Here is a 17,834-nt window from a genome sequence, read left to right on the forward strand (position 1 = left end):
CCTTTTTCGTTGCGCACGCTAAACCTTCAGGTATCGACGAAGGGTTAGGAGCGATGATACGCCTGCCAGCAGCACGCCAAGGCCAATGAGGGCCGGTGCGAGCACCAGGGTTTGGCCCGCGGAGATAAACGCGGTGTCCGGATACTGCTTGGAGAGGTATCCGCCCAGGAAGAAGTGCGCCACGGCCCACAGTGTTCCCGAGGCCAGCGCCGCGCCAATCACTGCGGCTATCACGCCCTCCAGGATAAACGGCAGCTGGATCACTATTTTCGATGCCCCGACTAAGCGCATGATCCCGGTTTCCCGTCGCCTGCTGAAGGCGGAGAGCCGGATCGTGGTGGCGATCAGCAAGATGGCGCAGATGATCATCACGCCGGCGACGCTGACGGCCACGAGGGAGGCAGCGTTCATGACCGAGAAGAGCCGTTCGAGGAGCTGGCGCTGGTCGATCACGGTTTCCACACCGGCCTGCGATGAGAAGGTCTCGCTGATGATCTGGTACTTTTCCGGGTCCTTCATATTGATCCGGAAGGAGGCCGGGAGCTGGTCCGGCGTCACCGAGTCAACGATCGGGGAATTGGAAAACTGTTCCTTGAAGTGCCTGTACGCATCGTCCTTGGACTCAAACTGGAAGTCGTTGACGTACTGGGCAACGGCCGGCGATTCCAGCAGCTTGCCCAGGTTGGCCTGCTGTTCGGGGGTGGCGGGCCCGCTGGCGCAACTGGCCGCCGTCGAACCGTCGCTGCACAGGAAGATGGCGACCTGGACCTTGTCGTACCAGTAGCCCTTCATTTGGTTGATCTGCAGCTGCAGCATGCCAGCGGCGCCGACGAAAGTCAGGGACACGAAAGTCACCAGGATGACGGAGACCACCATGGAGAGGTTGCGGCGCAGGCCGCTGCCGATTTCGGCGAGGACGAATTGGAGCCTCACAGCTGGCCCTCCCCTTGCGGGTCCCGCCCGCTGGCGTCGCGCAGGCGGCGCGACTGTCCCACGACCGGGATCATGGAGGTGTAGAGCGCCTTGGCCTCATCGCGGATCACAACGCCGTTCTTGAGCTCGACGACGCGTTTGCGCATCTCGTTGACGATGTCGTCATCGTGCGTTGCCATCACCACTGTGGTGCCGTTCTGGTTGATCTTGTCCAGCACCCCCATGATGCCCATCGAGGTGGTGGGGTCCAGGTTGCCGGTCGGCTCATCGGCGAGCAGGATGCCGGGGCGGTTGACGACGGCGCGGGCGATCGCCACGCGCTGCTGCTCACCGCCGGAAAGTTCGTGTGGAAGGCGGTTTTCCTTGCCTTCGAGCCCGACGGTCTTGAGGACCTCGGGAACGGTGTCCCGGATGACGCTGCGGCCCTTGCCAATGACCTGCATCGCGAAGGCGACGTTGGCGAAGACAGTCTTTTGGGGCAACAGGCGGAAGTCCTGGAAGACGACGCCGATGCCGCGGCGGAGCCTGGGCACCCGCCAGCTGGAAATGTTGGCAACGTTCTGGCCGGCCACGTAGACGGCACCGGAGGAGGCACGGTCCTCTTTAAGGACAAGGCGCAGGAACGTCGATTTTCCGGAACCGGAGGCCCCGACGAGGAAGGCGAATTCGCCACGGTCGATCTCAAGGTTGATGGAATCCAGGGCGGGGCGCGCCTTCTGGTCGTAGACCTTGGTGACATTTTCGAAACGGATCATGGCCCTAAATACCCTGCAGGACATGGACAGGTACATCCCGGTTCTGCTGCCGGCGCGCGGGCTTTCTAGTGGGGGAAGTAGAGCTCCGGCTTCTCGACTATACGCACGGGCCCCGGCGGATCGGCCCGAGTGCCGGGGCGTGTCGCAGGATTAGGCGGCCAGGACGGGTGTGCCGCGGAAGTAGGGCGTGTGTGCGGCTATTTGTCGGCGTTGCGGTTGTCGGTCCGCCAGCGGATGCCGGCATCAATAAAATCGTCGATCTCGCCGTCGAACACGGCCGAGGTGTTGCCGACTTCGTGCTCGGTGCGGAGATCCTTGACCATCTGGTACGGGTTCAGGACGTACGAGCGCATCTGGTCGCCCCAGGAGGCTTTTACATCGCCGGCGAATGCCTTCTTCTCCGCGTCCTCCTGCTGCTTCTTCAGCAACAGGAGCCTGGACTGCAGCACTCGCAGCGCGGCCGCACGGTTTTGCAGCTGCGACTTCTCGTTCTGCATCGACACCACGGTGCCGGTGGGGATGTGGGTGAGGCGCACTGCGGAGTCCGTGGTGTTGACCGACTGGCCGCCGGGGCCGGAGGAACGGAAGACATCGACGCGGATCTCATTGTCCGGGATGTCGATGGAGTCCGTCTGCTCGATCAGCGGGATGACTTCGACGGCGGCGAAGGAGGTCTGCCGGCGGCCCTGGTTGTCGAAGGGACTGATCCGCACCAGGCGGTGGGTGCCGGCTTCGACGCTGAGCGTGCCGTACGCGTAAGGGGCCTTGACCTCGAAGGTGGCGGACTTGAGCCCTGCTTCTTCGGCGTAGGAGGTGTCCATGATGGTGGTCGGGTAGCCGTGGCGTTCAGCCCAGCGGAGGTACATCCGCAGCAGCATTTCGGCGAAGTCTGCCGCGTCCACTCCCCCGGCGCCGGCTCGGATCGTGACGACGGCTTCGCGGATGTCGAACTCGCCGGAAAGCAGGGTAACCACTTCGAGTTCCGTCAGTGCCTTGCGCACGGACTCGAGTTCCGTCGCCGCTTCACCCATGGAGGCGGCGTCATCCTCGTCCTGGCCCAGCTCCACCAGGACCTCAAGATCGTCTATCCGGGAGGCCAGCGAGTCAAGGCGTGCCAGTTCGGACTGCCGGTGCGAGAGCCGCGAGGTAATCACCTGCGCGGCCGCGGGGTCGTCCCACAGATTGGGTTCGCCGGCCCGTTCGCTGAGTTCGGCGATGTCCTCCTTCAGCCCCTCAACATTCGAAACGTTCTCGATCGAGGCGTAGGTGGCTCGGAGGGCGCGGATTTCTGCGGGAAAATCAATGTTTGCCATGGTTTTTTAACCCTACGCTATCCCCGCAGGCGGCCCGGACTGGGCTGCCTGGCAGCGCCGGGGCTCTAACGTGAAAGCCGGGAGCGCGCCGTCGAACTCGCTTCGATCCTGATGCCGTCGGGGATCAGGAAGTTGACCATGGGCGGGTGGACGGCGGCGCTGAGCACCACGACGGCGGTGGCCCCGTCCGGGCTCCCCGTCCCCGGGCCAACGGTGAGGCCGGCGAACCGGGTGAAGGCATTGCTGCGGTCCAGGAACTCGATGGCGGTTGCCCGCACGCGGGCGCCGGTCAGCACAGCGGTGGGGTTGCCGCGGGCCGCTTCGAGCTGTCCGAGTGTGAAGCTGTCTGCCGCGGCTACCGAGGCGCCGTCGGCCATCGACAGGAGCTTTTTGTGCTCGATATAGACACTGGAGGCGGCAATGACAACTGTCGAAAGAAGCACGGCGAGCAGCACGTACCCGATGATCAGCACCATCAGTTGACCGTCGTCGCGGCGCTGGCCGGAGCGTAGTTGCGGTGCCCCGGAGCCGCTCATCGGAAGCGGCCCACCAGCTGCGTGGCGGAGGCGCTGAGCTGACCGGCGTTCAGGTTCAGCACGTCGCCGAAGGGGACAAAAGGCAGCGGTACGGTGAGGTGGACGGTGACCGTCACGGCCGTGCCCGCGGCCATACAGTCGGCCGGGGCGCATGTGGTCTCGACCCGGGCATCCGCCGCGGGGTGCCCGTGGTCTGCGAGCGCCAGCAGCACGGCCTGCTCTGCGGCTGCCCGGGCGGCAGCGCCGTCGGGCTGCGCAACGAAAACCTTGGCGGCCTGGTCCGCGGCACCGACGACCGCAAATGAGCCGCTTTGGAGCGCTCCCATGGTGATGATGAAGTAAACCAGCGGCACCATCAGCAACAGCGACAGGAACGTAAATTCGACGACAGCGCTTCCCTGTTCTGCGTTCTGCGGGAGGCCGGCGTTGACTGCGCGGGACCCGCCCGCCGACAGCCTGTGCCGAAACTGGCAGCGCGGTGGCTGCCAGTGCGCTGAATGCCAGTGCGGTGAGAGCCAGTGCGGTGGACGCTCAGGGCTGAATGGCAGCATGCCCTTTCACCTCCAGGGCTGCGCGGGGACCGATCAGCCCGATCACGGGCAAGGGCGCGCGCACAGTGACTTCCAGGGTCCGGATACCCTGGTACGTGGCCTCGCTGGTAGTGACGTCGGTGGCAAAATCCTGGTTGAGGGCGACTCCGATCAGCTGGACTGTCCTGTCCCGGGCATCCGCGGAACCGCGGTCCGCGAGGGTGCCGTATCTGGCGCCCGAGGCCGCGGCGTCGACCAGGGTATTCCGGACGTGGATGACAAGGGTGAGCTGGATGATGGCGAGGAAGAACAGCGTCAGCAGTCCACCCACAAGCACAAAGTCCACCACTGCCGAGCCACGTTCGTCAGTCCTGCCCCAGCCGCCTCGGGGCAGGGGCACGTGTTTTACTGCCCTACCTTGTCCATGGCCTGGTTGAACAGTGCCTCCAAGGCCGGGCCGGCGAGGGCGAGGAGGGCGGCGACGAGGATGGCGGACATCAGGGTAATCATCACCCAGCCCGGCACGTCGCCCCGTTCGCTCGGATCGCTGCGCCGTTCAGGATGCTCTCCGGCATCCTGCGCCGTGGAATGTCTTGCCGGTACGGGCAGCATGCTGATGGTGCAAAGCAACAGTGTCATCTGGTTGCGGATCTTTTTCACGTTCACTCCTTGGTTCGCATGTTCGGTTGATTTCGGTGTTTTCCTTTGCTGCGGTTAGAGGCCCATGCTGATGGCGGCGAGTCCGGGAAACACGGCGAATACGACCGTCAGCGGCAAGACGCCAAACACGACCGGCACCATCATTCCGATTTCCTTCTTTCCGGCCGACACCATGAGCTCGCGTTTGGCGGTATCCCGGACGTCCTGCGCCTGGGCCCGCAGCACTTCAGCCAGGGGGGTTCCCCGTTCGACCGCCACGATCAGCCCGTCCACAAAACGGAGAAGAGGGCCGAGTTCGGTCCGAGCGGAGAACTCCTGCAGGGCGTCCACGAGCGGCGTCCCCGCCCGGGTCTCGGCGAGGACCAGGGCGAATTCTTGGGAGAGCTCGCCTCGGGCGCTGCGGCACACTCTGTCCAGTGCCCCTGTGGCACTCTCGCCGGCGCTGACAGCCAGCGCCATCAGTTCGGCGATGCTGGGGAACTCCGCCATCATCCGCGCTTCGCGCTTTTTGATCCGGACGCCCAGCAGATAGTCCCGCAACAGAAACCCTCCGGCGGCGCTGCCGAGGACCAGCACAGCGGCGACCAGCGGGCTGAAACGCCCGGCCGCACCGAACAGCACGACGGCGCCGACTGCGGCCGCAAAGCCGCCGGCTCCCCAGAGAAGTTGTTCTGCCCGGAAATCGGCTGGCGACGCGGCACTCCCTGCCCTGGACAGACGGCGGTTCAAGGTCAAGGAAACCGGATTCAACCGCCCCAGCGACCTCACGGCGTCGCCGATGACCGGGCGCAGAATTCTTTCCAGCGGCCCGAACGGTGTGATGTTCCCCGGCGCCGTGCGCAGCAGCCGGGATTCCAGATTGTGGGCCTTCAGCTGCGGGCTGATGCGTTCCACGAACGTTGTCGGCCGCATAAACGGCAGCCGGACAAGCAACAGCCAGAGGCCAATGCCCAGGACGACTCCGCAGACAACAGCTGCCGCCATCAGGCCGGTCATCGAAGGACCCGCTCGTCCGCAGGGAGGGCACCGATGCGGAGCATGGTGGTATAGGAGATCAGGGAAACTGCCAGTCCGCCGAGCAGTACAGCGGCACCGAGGGCAGTGTTGTAGGCAGCTACCGCTTCGGGGCGGCTGGCCATCAGCACCAGGACAAGCCAGGGGGCGGCGACCGCAAGCCGTGCTGCGTTGACGGTCCAGGACTGTCTGGCCTCCAGTTCGCTTCTGGTGCGGGCATTCTCCCGGAGGAATTCCGCCAGGGTTCCCAACAGCCGACCCAGATCGGAGCCCCCCACCTCCTTCGTCAGACGGAGCGCTTCGATAATCCGATCGGCGACGGGGTCCGCCAGACGGTCCTTCAGCCGGGTCAGGGAGGGGCCGAACTGCCCGCCGGCACGGTAGTCGGAGCCAAAGTCACGGAACACCTGCCGGAGCTCCTCGGGCCCCTTTTCGCCCAGCTGGATCAAAGCCTCCGGCAACGACAGGCCGGCCCTAATCGCCGAGCGAAGGTGGTCAACGACGTCGGGCCACAACTGTCGCAGCACGGCGGTCCGCTTCCGTGCGCGCCACGAAACGATGGCCATTGGCAGCCAGCCACCAAAAAGGCCAAAACAGCCCGCGATGGGCCATGACCGGGTCACCGCGAAGAAAACAAACATTGTGAACCCACCGACACCCAGGCACGTCGCCGCCAGGCCCGAGCCACTGACCTTCTCGATTCCGGCGGTGCGCAGAAGATCCTCCAGCCGGCTGCTGCGCCGTGCGGGGCTGGCTGGCTTGGGCTGTTCCCAGGCGGACCACCAGATCAGCAGGAATCCGGCGCCCGCCACCATGCCGATCAGTGCAGCCATCAGCGCGGCTCCAGCAGGGCTGCGACGTCGTACCCTGCCCGGGCAAACTTCTCCGCTGCCGGCATCGAATTGGCACTGGGCTGCAACTGGCCGTCAGCGAGGGCAAAGACCATGGAGGATTCGATAATGCCGTTCTCCACACGCCGGCCCAACGACAGGATCTCCGTAACTTCGCGGCGTCCGCTGGCGTGCCGGGCGCAGTGGACCACGAGGTCGATGCAGGATGCGACCGTAGGCACCACGAAGGCGCTCGAGATGTTCTCGCCTGCAAGCAAGGGCAGCGTGCAGATCTTGGTGACGGCATCGTGGGCGGAGTTGGCGTGGACGGTGCACATGCCGGGAAGGCCGGAGTTCAAGGCAATGAGCATGTCCAGGCTCTCGGCCTCCCGCACCTCGCCCACCACCAGGCGGTCGGGGCGCATGCGCAGTGCCTCCTTGACCAGCCGGCGCATGGGGATTTCACCTTCGCCTTCCAGGTTGGGTTGCCGGCACTGCAGCCCCACAACGTCCCGCAGCGGAAACTGCAGCTCAAAGATCTCCTCGACAGTAATAACGCGCTCGCGGGTACCGATGCTCGCGGCCAAACAATTCAGCATGGTGGTCTTACCCGCCTGGGTGGCGCCGGAGACCAGGATATTCAGTCCGCTTGCCACGGCCGCACCGAGGAACCGGGCGGCCTGGGGCGTCACGGTGCCCAACTCCACCAGGTGCTCAAGCCGACTGGCTTTTACAACGAACTTGCGGATGTTAATGGCCCAGTGCTTTCTGGTCACGTCAGGAATGACGACGTGCAGGCGGGAACCGTCGGGCAGCGCTGCATCCACGAACGGAGAGGACATGTCGAGCCGTCGCCCGGAGCTCTTCAGCATCCGTTCCACAAGGTCCCGTACCTGCTGGTCCGTGAGCGAGACCGAGGTGAGCTCGGATTCACCGTTGCGGGCGACGTAGATCTCGTTGGGCGCATTTAGCCAGACCTCCTCAATGGCGGGATCGTCGAGCAGGGGTTGCAGTGCCCCAAAACCGGCCACGGCGTCGAAGACAAACCTCCGGGCCGATTCAAGCGGGCCGATGGGCGGGAGCGGGGCCAGCAATGCGCGCTCGTCGTAATCCAGGACGGCGGCCTCGACCAGGCGTCGGACCTCACCGGCCTGCCGCATGGGGTCCAGGCCGCGGCGGCGAATCAGCTCGCGGACCTCGTCCTCGACAATGCGAACAGCCTCCACAATGGCCCCCAGTTTGCCTATTCGCCCTGCTCCGGGGGCGCTGCAATTGGGTTAAAACTAGGGCTCCCCGCGCTTCGGAACAAGAGTCCGGTGCGGCGGATGTGGAAAACTACCCGCAGTTTTACAACAATTTTCACATTGGTAACACAAGAAACTCTGGTTTCACTACTTTCCCCAGATAAGGTGAGCCCGACAAGTCAGACATTCTCACCACCCTGCAGCCTTGATGTGCTGATTCTCGGGCGCGTGACCAGCGTGGCACGGCCGCAATCGTGTCGTTGTTCCGGAGCGAAAAATGAAGCGGACCCTACTTCCCCCTACCAGTCACCTGGGCAGCCGGGTCGGAGCCACCCTACTGGCCCTCTGCCTCGTCGCCGGACCGGGCTTGGCTGTTCCCGCCGGTGCCGTTGAACCGACACCGAGCGTCACCGCGACTCCCCCGGCCGCAATTCCGGCCCCGGGGGTCACTACCTCGCCGGCACCGGCCATTGCCGAGGCCCAGCCGACCGCTTCCGGCCCGGCCATACCGGCCCCGCCTGCGACTGCCGCCACAGTGCCCCCCACAACACCGGATCGGTCCAGTGCGGGATACCGTGCAGCTATGGCAGCAGCGACGGCCGGAGGCGGGGCAGAGATGGGCCAGGGTCTGGCGCCCAGCCCCGGTGCAGCCGCAAAAACGCTGACCACGCAGGGGACCTGGATGCCAACGTTCGGCGTTCAGGGTCTCGATGTCAGCCAATACCAGCCCTCTGTGAACTGGCAACAGCAGTGGAACATGGGCGCAAGGTTCGCCTATATCAAGGCGTCCGAGGGCAACTATTACACCAATCAAATTTTTGACTCACAGTACAGCGGGTCACGGGCGGTCGGGATGATGCGGGGCGCCTATCACTACGCGAACCCGGCCGCTTCCTCCGGCGCCGACCAGGCCAGAATTTTCGTGCAGAGCGGTGGCGGCTGGACTGGCGACGGCTATACGATGCCGCCCGTGCTCGATTTCGAAGGCAATCCCTACGCAGGCCAGACCATCAACGGCTACTACCAAGGCAACGCTTGCTACGACATGTCGCCGGGCGCACTTACTGCCTGGGCCAGGGACTTCAGCAACACCATGTATGCCCTGACGGGACGGCTGCCCGTCATTTACACCGGCAATTACTGGTGGAAAGACTGCGTCGGGAACCCCCTGGGCTTCGGCGACAACCCGCTATGGCTAGCTTCCTACCCGAGCTCCTTCTCGAACGACGCCGGCCCGGTCCCGGCCAGCTGGTCGACCTACAGCATCTGGCAGTACAGCGACAAGGGGCCCTTCGCCGGCGATTCCAATGTCTGGGCCGGCGACTACGCCAGCCTTCAGCGCTTCGCCGCGGGGAGCCCGCCACCGGTGCCCACCGACGCCACCCGGAAGGTCATCTCCACCGGGGACTTCGATGGCGACGGAAAGTCTGACCTCATTCAGCGCAGGGCCGACGGTGAGCTTTGGCTGTATTCCGGTGACGGGACCGGCCGCTACCCGGTAAGCCGTCGTATCGGCGCCGGCTGGCAGATCTACGACAGCGTGGTCGGCGTCGGGGACTACAACGGGGACGGCAAGAACGATCTGCTGGCGCGGAAGTTGGATGGATCCCTATGGTTTTACGCCGGCACGGGCTTCGTTTCTGGCAGCAGCGAAGGCTACCGCGGGGCGGTCAAGATCGGCGCGTTCGGCTGGGACGTCTTTAATGCAATCCTTGGCGTCCGCGATTTCGACGGCGACGGGAAGGCTGATCTGCTGGCCCGCACGGCGGACGGCGCCCTGTATCTTTACTCCGGAACCGGAACCGGCCAAACCGGAACGGGCCGGAAGATCGACTTTGGCTGGGACGTGTTCAACCAACTAGTGGCAATCCAGGACTTCGACGGCGACGGCACCAGCGACCTTGTCGGCAGGAAACCGGATGGCACCATGTGGTTCTACTCCAACACCGGCAAAGCCGTCTTGGTCAACCCCCGCCAGATCGGCACCGGTTGGGGCATCTACGACCAGCTTGTGGGAACCGGAGACAGCAATGGGGACCGGCTGGCTGACTTTGTAGGCAGCCAGACCGACGGCTCCCTCTATTTCTATGCCGGAACCGCCATGCGGGACCAGGGCTATCAAAGCGCCCGAAAGATCGGCGACTTCGGCTGGGGTGCGTTCGACACACTCGTCGGCACCCCGGACTTCAACGGCGACGGAACGGCCGACCTGCTGGCACGCATGCCGGACGGAAGCCTGTGGTTCTACCCCGGAACCGGAACCGGAGCCTACGGAACTGCGCGGAAAATTGGAAACTTCGGCTGGGACGCCTTCGACTCCCTGACCGCCGTCGGCGACTTCAACGGCGACGGCAAGAGCGACCTACTGGCGCGCAAGCCGAACGGTAGTCTGTGGATCTACGCCGGCACCGGACGTGTGGATGCCAGCAACAGCGGCTACGCTCCTGCAGTGCAAATTGGCAAATTCGGCTGGGACATGTTCGATTCACTTGTCGGAACCGGCGATCTTGACCGCGATGGAAAGAACGATGTCCTTGCCCGCGGTAAGGATGGCTCCCTTTGGCTCTACCGTGGCACCAGCAAGGTTGACGCCCTTAACACCGGATACCAGCCGGGCGTTAAGATCGGGGCCTTCGGCTGGGAAGTTTTCGCGGAAATCGTCGGCGTTGGTGATTTCAACAGCGACCGTAAGAACGACGTCCTTGCTCGCAGGCCAGACGGCACGTTGTGGTTCTATGCGGGAGACGGGACCGGAAAACTTTCGCCGTCGCTGCGGGTAGGAACGGGCTGGAACGTCTATGACAACTTCGGGTCGGCACGGAATCTGGATGCTGACGCGAACCCGGACCTTGTTGCCCGGCGGCCGGACGGCTCACTATGGAGCTATTCCGGGACCGGCATGAAGCCAAGCCAGGGATATTTGGGCAGGACGTTCGCAGGCAGCCTCTAGCCACCCGCCGCGGCACCGGGTTGGAGCCGTCAACCCGCCGATGCCATTGGTGATAGCTTCTATGATCATGCACTTACAGCGTTCAGGCCGCCGGCCGGAAGTCCCTCTGGCCCGGACGAAATATATACCCGCCCTCGTCACGTTCCTCATCCTGGGCACCCTGTCCACCCTGTGGTCACTGGCGTCGCCGCTTATGTCAATACCTGACGAGCCCGCCCACACCATCAAGGCTGCGGCGGTGGCGCGGGGGCAGTTGCAAACCCAGGAAAGCGGCAAGCAAGGCGACCCGGCAATTGTGAAAGTTCCCGGCTACGTAGCCGAACTCGGCAACCAATTGTGCTACGCCTTTAAAGTCCAGGTCTCTGCCGCCTGCTCGCCAGACATCAACGGCCAGAACACGGCGCTGGTCCCCGCGACGACGACTGCTGGAAACTACAACCCGCTCTACTACCTGATCGTGGGTCTCCCATCGCGCTTGTTGTCCGGGGAAACTGCGGTTTATGTCATGCGCATAGCAAGTGGCCTCCTCTCAGCAGTCTTTATGACGATGGCAATCATGGCTGCCCGGCAAATGCGGCATGGCCAGTGGCCGCTCGTGGCCGCTGTCGTCGGGCTCACGCCGATGGCTCTATACCTCGCCGGCTCGATCAACCCAAATTCCCTGGAAGTGGTCACCACGGCCGCGTTCTTCGTGAATCTGTGTCTAGCCCTCGAGAACTCGAAGTCTCTAGCGGCCACCCGGGCCCCGCTAATTGCCGTTGGCGTTTCTGGCGCCGTACTCGCCAACACCCGGGCCTTGTCCCTGCTATGGCTGGCCATAGCCTTTGCAGTAGCCCTCATCGCCTACGGGTGGCGGCCATTAGCCGAGATCTTGCGGAGTAAGTTCGGTGTGGCGATGGCCGGCATCGCGGTGCTGGGTTGCGCCGCCGGGCTCGGGTGGCTGGTTGTTGCGGACAGCTTCAAGAGTTTGGGCGGGATTCCTTCCAAAGTGACACCGGACCAAGCCTTCGTAACGATGCTGGACCGGACCTTTGACTATGTCAGCGGCTACATCGGCCTGATGGGCTGGGTGGATACGCTTACACCGTCCGGTGTTCAGGTATTTTGGCACTTCGCCTTCGTGGCATTGGTCTTGGCCGCAGTGACCTCACGCCCACTGAGGAATCGCTGGCTCCTGGTTCCCGTTTTCATCGGGGTCCTTGTGCTTCCCCCCATCCTTCAGTCGCAGGTCATCCAGGAGCTGGGTTACATCTGGCAGGGACGATACCTCCTCGCGCTGGTGGTCCTGATGATGCTCGCTTGCGGTATGGCCCTTCGCTTTCACTCGTTCCCTCTTTCCGACCGGGCCAAATCAATTGGCCGATGGACTTTGGTTGCTGCAGTGGCAGCCCATGTCTACGCCTTTGTTTTCACTCTCCGGCGCTACACGGTGGGCCTGTTCCCCGAGCACGTAAATTGGAGCGAAATGTGGGAAACAACGTGGCAGCCACCGCTCACCTGGCAGGGTTTGTCAATCGCTTACCTGATCACGCTTACGGCCGGCGCAGTTCTCCTGTACAGGGCGCTCTTCCCGAAGCGGCATTGGCGCAGCCGGACGTTCGGCGCGGAAGCCCGACCCATGCCCCAAGGATCTTTGCCGCAGCCCCGCGCCTCCCGGCTGAATGCGGCCGCACCGGCTCAGGCTAAGGTTGATGGAAACCGCAATGGCTCTGTCAAGGTAGCTGACGAAGGGGATCGACGGAATGCGCTGTAAGCCTCGCAGGCAGGTACTTGCCCTGCTCGCATCGGTGTGCGCGCTGGGGCTTGCCTCGTGCAGCGCGGCCGAATACGGCACTGGCGTCACCGGCTCCCTGACGGCAATAGGCAGCATCAGCCAGATGGGCTCCATCTCTGCCTGGCAGCAGGGCTGGAGCAAGGAGTTTCGGCAGACCTCCCTGCGGTTCTCGCCCGATGGCGATGCCAGCGGCAGGGACGCGCTATTCCGGGGGATGGCCCACTTTGCCAGCCTGGATTCCCAGTTGACAACCAACGACTGGGAACTGTCAAAGGCCGCGTGCGGGCCGGAGGGAGCCTTTGCCGTACCGACATCCGTTACCGCCGTCGGGGTCGCCTACAACGTTGCCGGGTTGCGGAATGTCCGCTTGGACCAAGCCGTTCTGGCAGCGATGTTCGAAGGCAAGATCACACGCTGGGACGACCAGAAGATCGCGGACCTTAATCCGGGCACCGCATTGCCTGATATGAAAATCGTGCCCGTCTGGGCTGCAGGCGGCTCTGGACTCACCCAAGCCGTCGGCGACTATCTACGGTCCTCCCCTGAAACGGCAGCGAGACCGCCCATAACCGGAAAATGGCCCGCGGACACCGCTGGGCAGTCCGTGGGCACTTATGCCGATCTGGCAACGAAGGTGGACGCTACCGCAGGAGCCGTAGCATTTATGGACCGGGCATCAATCGGAACGCGGTTCTCAACAGCGACGGTGAAGTTCGGAGAAGATTTTGTCAAAGTAACGGACGATGCTTTAGGCACGGCAGTCGACAGCGGCACCGTCAGCGAGGCTCCCGGCGGCGGCGTCCAGTTGACCCTCCATACCGGTCGAGGTCCAGGCTATTCCCTGGGGTTCGTCGGCTATCAGGCATTCTGTCATTCCTATAAGAATCCTGCCCTGGCCCGCCTGGTAAAGTCCTGGGCCGAATACGTCACTGGTGAAGGCGGACAAGCCAATTCGTCCTACTTCGCCCAGGTCGTCTCGCCGAGCGTTGCGGCGCTGGAGCGGTCCCGTTCGGCAGTCGGAACGATCAGTGTGGAGCACGATGATAAGTAACAAGGCCAAGCCCTTGGCAGGGCAGCGGACCAATCGTGCGGCGTCCGCGCCGATTCCGGGTGCACCCGGAGCCACTGCATCTGCCCCGGTAGCTCTCGGGGGACGGCGCAAACACGTGCTGGGACCATTTATTCGGATCTTCACACTGCTTGCCTTACTCACCACTCTGTGGTCGCTGGCCACCCCTTTGATGGCCTATCCGGACGAGCCCTCGCATACCATCAAGGCAGCCGCGGTAGCACGTGGACAGTTCGTGGTTCAGGAAGGACAGTCCTTTGGCCACGGCGTCCATGTTCAGGTTCCCTCCTACATAGCCAACCTCTCCGCTCAGACGTGCACAGCCTTCAAACGCGATGTCACCGCAGCGTGTGCACCCGCTGTGCCCATGGACGATAACTATCTGACCATCGGTGTAACCTCCGCCGGACTGTACAACCCGATGTACTACTGGCTGGTGGGCCTCCCCAGCCTCGTCCTGACTGGTGCGCCCGCAATCATCGGCATGCGGATCGCCAGCGCCCTCCTTTGCACCGCTTTCCTGGCGGCCGGCTTGACTGCCTTGACTAAGCTCAGAAAACCCAAATGGCCAGTTGTAGCGGCCGCTGTTGCCATAACGCCGATGGTGCTGTTCCTCTGCTCCGGAATTAATCCGAACGCGTTGGAAGTAGCCGCGACCATGGCAGCGTTTTGCGGACTTCTCGTGTGCCTGGAAAGCTCAGCACGCCTGTCAGAAGTTAAACCCGCAATTGCCACGGTCGGAATCTCCGTTGCCGTGCTGGCAAACACGCGGAACGTTTCGCTTGTCTGGCTGTTGGTTGCCTTTGTAGTCGCCGTGGCTTTCTTCGGGTTCGGGAGCCTGGGCCGGCTTCTGCGGAACCGCACCGTGCTGGTCACCGCGGGCTTGATGATAGTGGGCATTGGACTGGGCCTGCTCTGGATTGTCCTGATGCTCTTTGCCCCGGGTTCAACCGCGGCAGCCCCCGAGGGCATTACGAACCTCGTGGCCGGCGTCAGGCCGCATCAGGCATTCCTGACCATGATGGATCGCGCCTTCGATTTTGTGCCCCAGTACATCGGCATCATGGGCTGGCTCGAGGTCCCGGCTCCGCAGGCCGTCATTCAGTTCTGGAGCATGCTCTTGATGCTGGCGCTGCTTGTACCGTTCACTGCACGGCCGCGGCGGAACGCGGTCGGGTTCTGGATCTCCGTGGCCGCCCTGGCCGTTGTGCCGGCCGTGGTCCAGGCCGGGCTGATCAGCTCCGTGGGGTATATCTGGCAGGGGCGCTACAATCTGCCTCTGTTTATGGTCGCCATAATCTCGGCTGGCATGGCCGTTCGATTCCGCGCCTTCGGAACCGCGCCGGGCTTCCGGAGCATCGCCCGTGTCCTGATAATTTTCGCCGCAGCGGCCCACATCTATACGTTTGTCTACATTCTGCGCCGCTACGTGGTTGGGCTGAAAGACTCCGGCAACTGGCAGGTGATGCTCACGAATCCGGACTGGCAGCCACCATTTGGCTGGATCGTGCTCACTGTTGTCTACGCAGCCTTGATCTACCGGGGGGCGTCGGCCCTCTACGGCTATCTTTTTCCGGGTTACGTCCTGGCACGCCTGCCGGGGCTCCCGTTGCGGCGCCACGGCAACAACGCCGCGAAGCCCGCTCCGGACCCCGTGCTTGATACTCCGCGGGAGCAGTCCCAGCACGTTTGACTTGATACTCCGCGGGAGCAGTCCCAGCACGTTTGACTTGATACTCCGAGGGAGCAGTCCCAGCACGTTTGTCTTGGCCCGCTGCGATCCCACGATGAGCCGGCGACCAGGGGTCTCGTTGAACTCATGGGGATCCGCGCTGCGCGGGGTCGGTCAAGGCTCTCCCCGTGCTTGCAGGGGTCCGCGGCTTCAGGAAGCCAGACTGACAGCCGGAAAGGGTGGTCCGGAGCTGAAGCGGTAAGGTCTACTCCGGGCGTTCATGAGCGGCGGAGGGTGTCCCCGCCGCCGTCACGTCGATGTGGTCGTCCGCGACTGGCGCCGCCTTGAAGATCCAGTGCTTGTACAGGAGGAAGTTCCAGCCTGTTGTGGCAACAGTCGCAATGACCTTGCCGATCGCGTAAGACTGTCCGGAGCCTGCAACCACGTTCACGATGATGTCGGTGGCGACTACGTTAAACACCACTAGCGCCCCGTACTTCAGGAAGCTTACGTGAGCTCGCTCATCAGACTGGAAGGTGAACTTTCGCTGGACGAGGAAGTTGAACACCAGGCTGGCAAGGAATGCCACGGGGGTGGCAATCCACAAATCCACACCGGCACCTTCGTGCAGCAGCGCAAGAAGTCCGAGATCGATGGCAAAGGAGGCCGCGCCGACAATAAGGAATTTGACCAGGTGCCCGTTGCGCACAAAATGTTGAAAACGCCGGACGAGGCTCATGGAACTATCCCGCATGATTCGAAAATACCGCCCGTACTCGTTGGATTGTCCGCACCGTCCTAGGCCAGTGACACCAAAACAGTCTAGACCAGGCGACTGCAATGTCCATTCAGGAACGCTGGCGAACGTTTTGCCGTCGCTGCCGCGGGAGCGACGCTGGCTTGTAGAGTGAGGTAGGACCTGACGCCGTACCAGAGAGAATCATGCCTTCCTTGCCTGCCTTGAAAACCCGAAAACTTCCCATCGGCCTCCTGCGGTTCTTCGCAGTTTTTGCGGTTGTCGGCCTGCTGACAACCCTCTGGTCCGTGGCCAGCCCGCTGATTTCGGTACCGGACGAGCAGTCACACGTTATCAAGGCGGCTTCGGTTGTTCGGGGTCAGCTGCAGGGTGAATCCGGCACAGCCCAAGGGGAACGGTCCCAGGTTGATGTCCCTGCTTACATTGCCGCAACCGACGGGCTCCCCTTCTGCTTCGCATGGAAGTCTCTGGTCTCCGCCGGTTGCAGCCCGCCCGTCACGTCGGACACAACGATCGTTAAGGCACTCACCAGCGCCGGGAACTACAACCCCATGTACTACGCAGTTACAGGCCTGCCGAGCCTTTTCCTGTCAGGGGCCAAAGCCATCTACGCGATGCGCATTGTCAGTGGGCTGCTGAGCGCTGCTTTTATAGCCATTGCCATGATTTCGCTGGCAGGGCTGCGCCAGTGGCGCCTGCCGCTGTTCGTCGCGTCGTTCGCACTGACGCCCATGGTGCTTTTCCTTTCCGGCGCGGTGAATCCCAATGCCCTCGAAATCGCGACCTCCATGTCCGTATTCGCCGCACTGTGTCTTACGTGGGACCGCCTCCAGTCGAACGGTGCCTGGAAAGGCCCGCTCGGCGCGGCTACTCTGTCCGCAGTCGTCCTGGCCAACACGCGCGCCGCGTCGCTGCTGTGGTTGGCCCTGGCTGTGGTGGCTTCGCTGATGCTGTTCGGCTATCGGCCACTGCTGTCATTGTTCCGGCAAAAATTCGGCTGGGCCATGATCGGAATCGTAGCTATCGGTTGCGCGCTGTCCCTCGTGTGGCTCCGTGTGGCCAACAGCCTGCAGAACCTTATGGGCCAAGGCATAGACGCAACGCCAACTCAAATTGCGACAATCATGTTGGACAGGACCTTCGACTTCGCTGTCGGCTATGTTTCTTACCTTGGCTGGCTGGACACCCCCGGGCCGGCAGGGGTCCTTGCCGTATGGGCAACGCTCATCATCGGCTCGATCTTCATCTCCTGGTCTGTCGCGGACAGGGCCGGACGCTTGACCGTGGCCTTTCTCACGGTGGCCGTTATCGCGCTCCCGCCCCTCCTTCAGATCCCGCTGGCGAAAGACGTGGGACTCATCTGGCAGGGCCGCTACATCCTTGCCCTCGTGGTTGTACTGGTCACGGCCTGCGGCGTGGCCATGAGGTCATTCTCCGTCGCAAACGCCGGAGTTGGCCGCCGGGCGAGCGCCGCTGTGTTAACCCTGCTCGTCTTTGGCCATTTCTACAGCTTCATATACGGTCTGCGGCGCTACGTTATCGGCCTGCAGGACAGCTCCAACTGGCGTGACATGGTTGAAGCACCGCAATGGCAGCCGCCCTTTGGCTGGATCACCCTGGCCGTCCTCTACCTGGCAGTCCTTGTGGCAGCTGCCATCCTCCTGCACCGCTGGGTAACCGTCAAGCCGCCAGCAACAGCTGCCGCTGCGCACACCGGCACCGCTGTGGAAGCCAACGGCTCTCAGGCGCCGCACCACGACCCGCTGCCCACACCTGTTGCGACGCTGGAAACCTAGC

Annotated in this window: 16 protein-coding genes; 5 read left to right on the forward strand and 11 right to left on the reverse strand. The window is 63.3% G+C overall.

Translation table 11 applies throughout. The features are described 5' to 3' along the window. Positions 1-18: 18 nt before the first annotated feature. From ftsX to ABIB49_RS06950, 10 genes are all read right to left on the reverse strand, one after another. The gene (ftsX, locus tag ABIB49_RS06905) at positions 19-933 is read right to left on the reverse strand and encodes a permease-like cell division protein FtsX (protein WP_226774400.1); all 915 of its coding nucleotides are present in this window, start codon (positions 931-933) and stop codon (positions 19-21) included. Further along, the gene (gene ftsE, locus ABIB49_RS06910) at positions 930-1,688 is read right to left on the reverse strand and encodes a cell division ATP-binding protein FtsE (protein ID WP_226774399.1); all 759 of its coding nucleotides are present in this window, start codon (positions 1,686-1,688) and stop codon (positions 930-932) included. The genes ftsX and ftsE overlap by 4 nt, the downstream gene beginning before the upstream one ends. A 197-nt stretch (positions 1,689-1,885) precedes the next feature. Then, positions 1,886-3,001: a peptide chain release factor 2 gene (prfB, locus tag ABIB49_RS06915; protein WP_226774398.1), complete on the reverse strand. Its 1,116-nt coding sequence runs from the start codon at positions 2,999-3,001 to the stop codon at positions 1,886-1,888. Positions 3,002-3,066: 65 nt separating this feature from the next. Next, positions 3,067-3,537: a pilus assembly protein TadG-related protein gene (locus tag ABIB49_RS06920; protein WP_283479304.1), complete on the reverse strand. Its 471-nt coding sequence runs from the start codon at positions 3,535-3,537 to the stop codon at positions 3,067-3,069. After that, complete coding sequence (locus ABIB49_RS06925) at positions 3,534-4,088, reverse strand: hypothetical protein (protein ID WP_283479303.1); 555 nt, start codon at positions 4,086-4,088, stop codon at positions 3,534-3,536. Before ABIB49_RS06925 ends, ABIB49_RS06920 begins: the two co-directional genes overlap by 4 nt. Beyond that, complete coding sequence (locus ABIB49_RS06930) at positions 4,069-4,467, reverse strand: TadE/TadG family type IV pilus assembly protein (RefSeq protein ID WP_226774395.1); 399 nt, start codon at positions 4,465-4,467, stop codon at positions 4,069-4,071. The genes ABIB49_RS06925 and ABIB49_RS06930 overlap by 20 nt, the downstream gene beginning before the upstream one ends. Positions 4,468-4,472: 5 nt before the next feature. Continuing rightward, the gene (locus tag ABIB49_RS06935) at positions 4,473-4,727 is read right to left on the reverse strand and encodes a hypothetical protein (protein WP_226774394.1); all 255 of its coding nucleotides are present in this window, start codon (positions 4,725-4,727) and stop codon (positions 4,473-4,475) included. Between the two features lie 54 nt (positions 4,728-4,781). Continuing rightward, positions 4,782-5,723: a type II secretion system F family protein gene (locus tag ABIB49_RS06940; RefSeq protein WP_283479300.1), complete on the reverse strand. Its 942-nt coding sequence runs from the start codon at positions 5,721-5,723 to the stop codon at positions 4,782-4,784. Continuing rightward, positions 5,720-6,574, reverse strand: a complete 855-nt coding sequence (locus tag ABIB49_RS06945) for a type II secretion system F family protein (RefSeq protein ID WP_283479299.1) — start codon at positions 6,572-6,574, stop codon at positions 5,720-5,722. The genes ABIB49_RS06940 and ABIB49_RS06945 overlap by 4 nt, the downstream gene beginning before the upstream one ends. After that, positions 6,574-7,797, reverse strand: a complete 1,224-nt coding sequence (locus ABIB49_RS06950) for a TadA family conjugal transfer-associated ATPase (protein ID WP_283479298.1) — start codon at positions 7,795-7,797, stop codon at positions 6,574-6,576. The genes ABIB49_RS06945 and ABIB49_RS06950 overlap by 1 nt, the downstream gene beginning before the upstream one ends. Positions 7,798-8,398: 601 nt before the next feature. On the opposite strand from ABIB49_RS06950, the gene ABIB49_RS06955 reads away from it, so the two are divergent. The 4 genes from ABIB49_RS06955 to ABIB49_RS06970 all read left to right on the forward strand — a co-directional run bounded on the left by ABIB49_RS06955 (position 8,399) and on the right by ABIB49_RS06970 (position 15,301). After that, on the forward strand, positions 8,399-10,765 hold the full coding sequence (locus ABIB49_RS06955; RefSeq protein ID WP_354156838.1) for a GH25 family lysozyme: 2,367 nt from the start codon (positions 8,399-8,401) through the stop codon (positions 10,763-10,765). Between the two features lie 61 nt (positions 10,766-10,826). Next, positions 10,827-12,518 carry a DUF2142 domain-containing protein gene (locus ABIB49_RS06960; RefSeq protein WP_354156839.1) on the forward strand — a complete coding sequence of 564 codons (1,692 nt, stop codon included), beginning with the start codon at positions 10,827-10,829 and terminating at the stop codon, positions 12,516-12,518. Further along, a complete protein-coding gene (locus tag ABIB49_RS06965) occupies positions 12,508-13,590 on the forward strand; it encodes a substrate-binding domain-containing protein (protein ID WP_282360469.1) in 1,083 nt (360 codons plus the stop codon). Before ABIB49_RS06960 ends, ABIB49_RS06965 begins: the two co-directional genes overlap by 11 nt. After that, complete coding sequence (locus ABIB49_RS06970; protein WP_354156840.1) at positions 13,580-15,301, forward strand: DUF2142 domain-containing protein; 1,722 nt, start codon at positions 13,580-13,582, stop codon at positions 15,299-15,301. The genes ABIB49_RS06965 and ABIB49_RS06970 overlap by 11 nt, the downstream gene beginning before the upstream one ends. A 244-nt stretch (positions 15,302-15,545) precedes the next feature. Here the strand turns inward: ABIB49_RS06970 and ABIB49_RS06975 are convergent, their stop codons facing one another. Beyond that, the gene (locus ABIB49_RS06975; RefSeq protein ID WP_253032373.1) at positions 15,546-16,034 is read right to left on the reverse strand and encodes a GtrA family protein; all 489 of its coding nucleotides are present in this window, start codon (positions 16,032-16,034) and stop codon (positions 15,546-15,548) included. 197 nt (positions 16,035-16,231) lie between these two features. On the opposite strand from ABIB49_RS06975, the gene ABIB49_RS06980 reads away from it, so the two are divergent. After that, positions 16,232-17,833 (forward strand): DUF2142 domain-containing protein, encoded by a 1,602-nt coding sequence (locus tag ABIB49_RS06980; protein WP_354156841.1) that lies wholly within the window; start codon positions 16,232-16,234, stop codon positions 17,831-17,833. Position 17,834 lies beyond the last annotated feature (1 nt).

This window comes from Arthrobacter sp. UYCu512 (assembly GCF_040547075.1).
GTDB lineage: Bacteria > Actinomycetota > Actinomycetes > Actinomycetales > Micrococcaceae > Arthrobacter.

Bases quoted from the DNA above. Each gene is read 5' to 3' on its own strand.
- ABIB49_RS06940 (WP_283479300.1), bottom strand. From the start codon at position 5,723: ATGACCGGCCTGATGGCGGCAGCTGTTGTCTGCGGAGTCGTCCTGGGC.
- ABIB49_RS06945 (WP_283479299.1), bottom strand. From the start codon at position 6,574: ATGGCTGCACTGATCGGCATGGTGGCGGGCGCCGGATTCCTGCTGATC.
- ABIB49_RS06965 (WP_282360469.1), top strand. From the start codon at position 12,508: ATGCGCTGTAAGCCTCGCAGGCAGGTACTTGCCCTGCTCGCATCGGTG.
- ABIB49_RS06925 (WP_283479303.1), bottom strand. From the start codon at position 4,088: ATGCTGCCATTCAGCCCTGAGCGTCCACCGCACTGGCTCTCACCGCAC.
- ABIB49_RS06970 (WP_354156840.1), top strand. From the start codon at position 13,580: ATGATAAGTAACAAGGCCAAGCCCTTGGCAGGGCAGCGGACCAATCGT.
- ftsE (WP_226774399.1), bottom strand. From the start codon at position 1,688: ATGATCCGTTTCGAAAATGTCACCAAGGTCTACGACCAGAAGGCGCGC.
- ABIB49_RS06960 (WP_354156839.1), top strand. From the start codon at position 10,827: ATGATCATGCACTTACAGCGTTCAGGCCGCCGGCCGGAAGTCCCTCTG.
- ABIB49_RS06955 (WP_354156838.1), top strand. From the start codon at position 8,399: ATGGCAGCAGCGACGGCCGGAGGCGGGGCAGAGATGGGCCAGGGTCTG.
- prfB (WP_226774398.1), bottom strand. From the start codon at position 3,001: ATGGCAAACATTGATTTTCCCGCAGAAATCCGCGCCCTCCGAGCCACC.
- ABIB49_RS06920 (WP_283479304.1), bottom strand. From the start codon at position 3,537: ATGAGCGGCTCCGGGGCACCGCAACTACGCTCCGGCCAGCGCCGCGAC.
- ABIB49_RS06975 (WP_253032373.1), bottom strand. From the start codon at position 16,034: ATGCGGGATAGTTCCATGAGCCTCGTCCGGCGTTTTCAACATTTTGTG.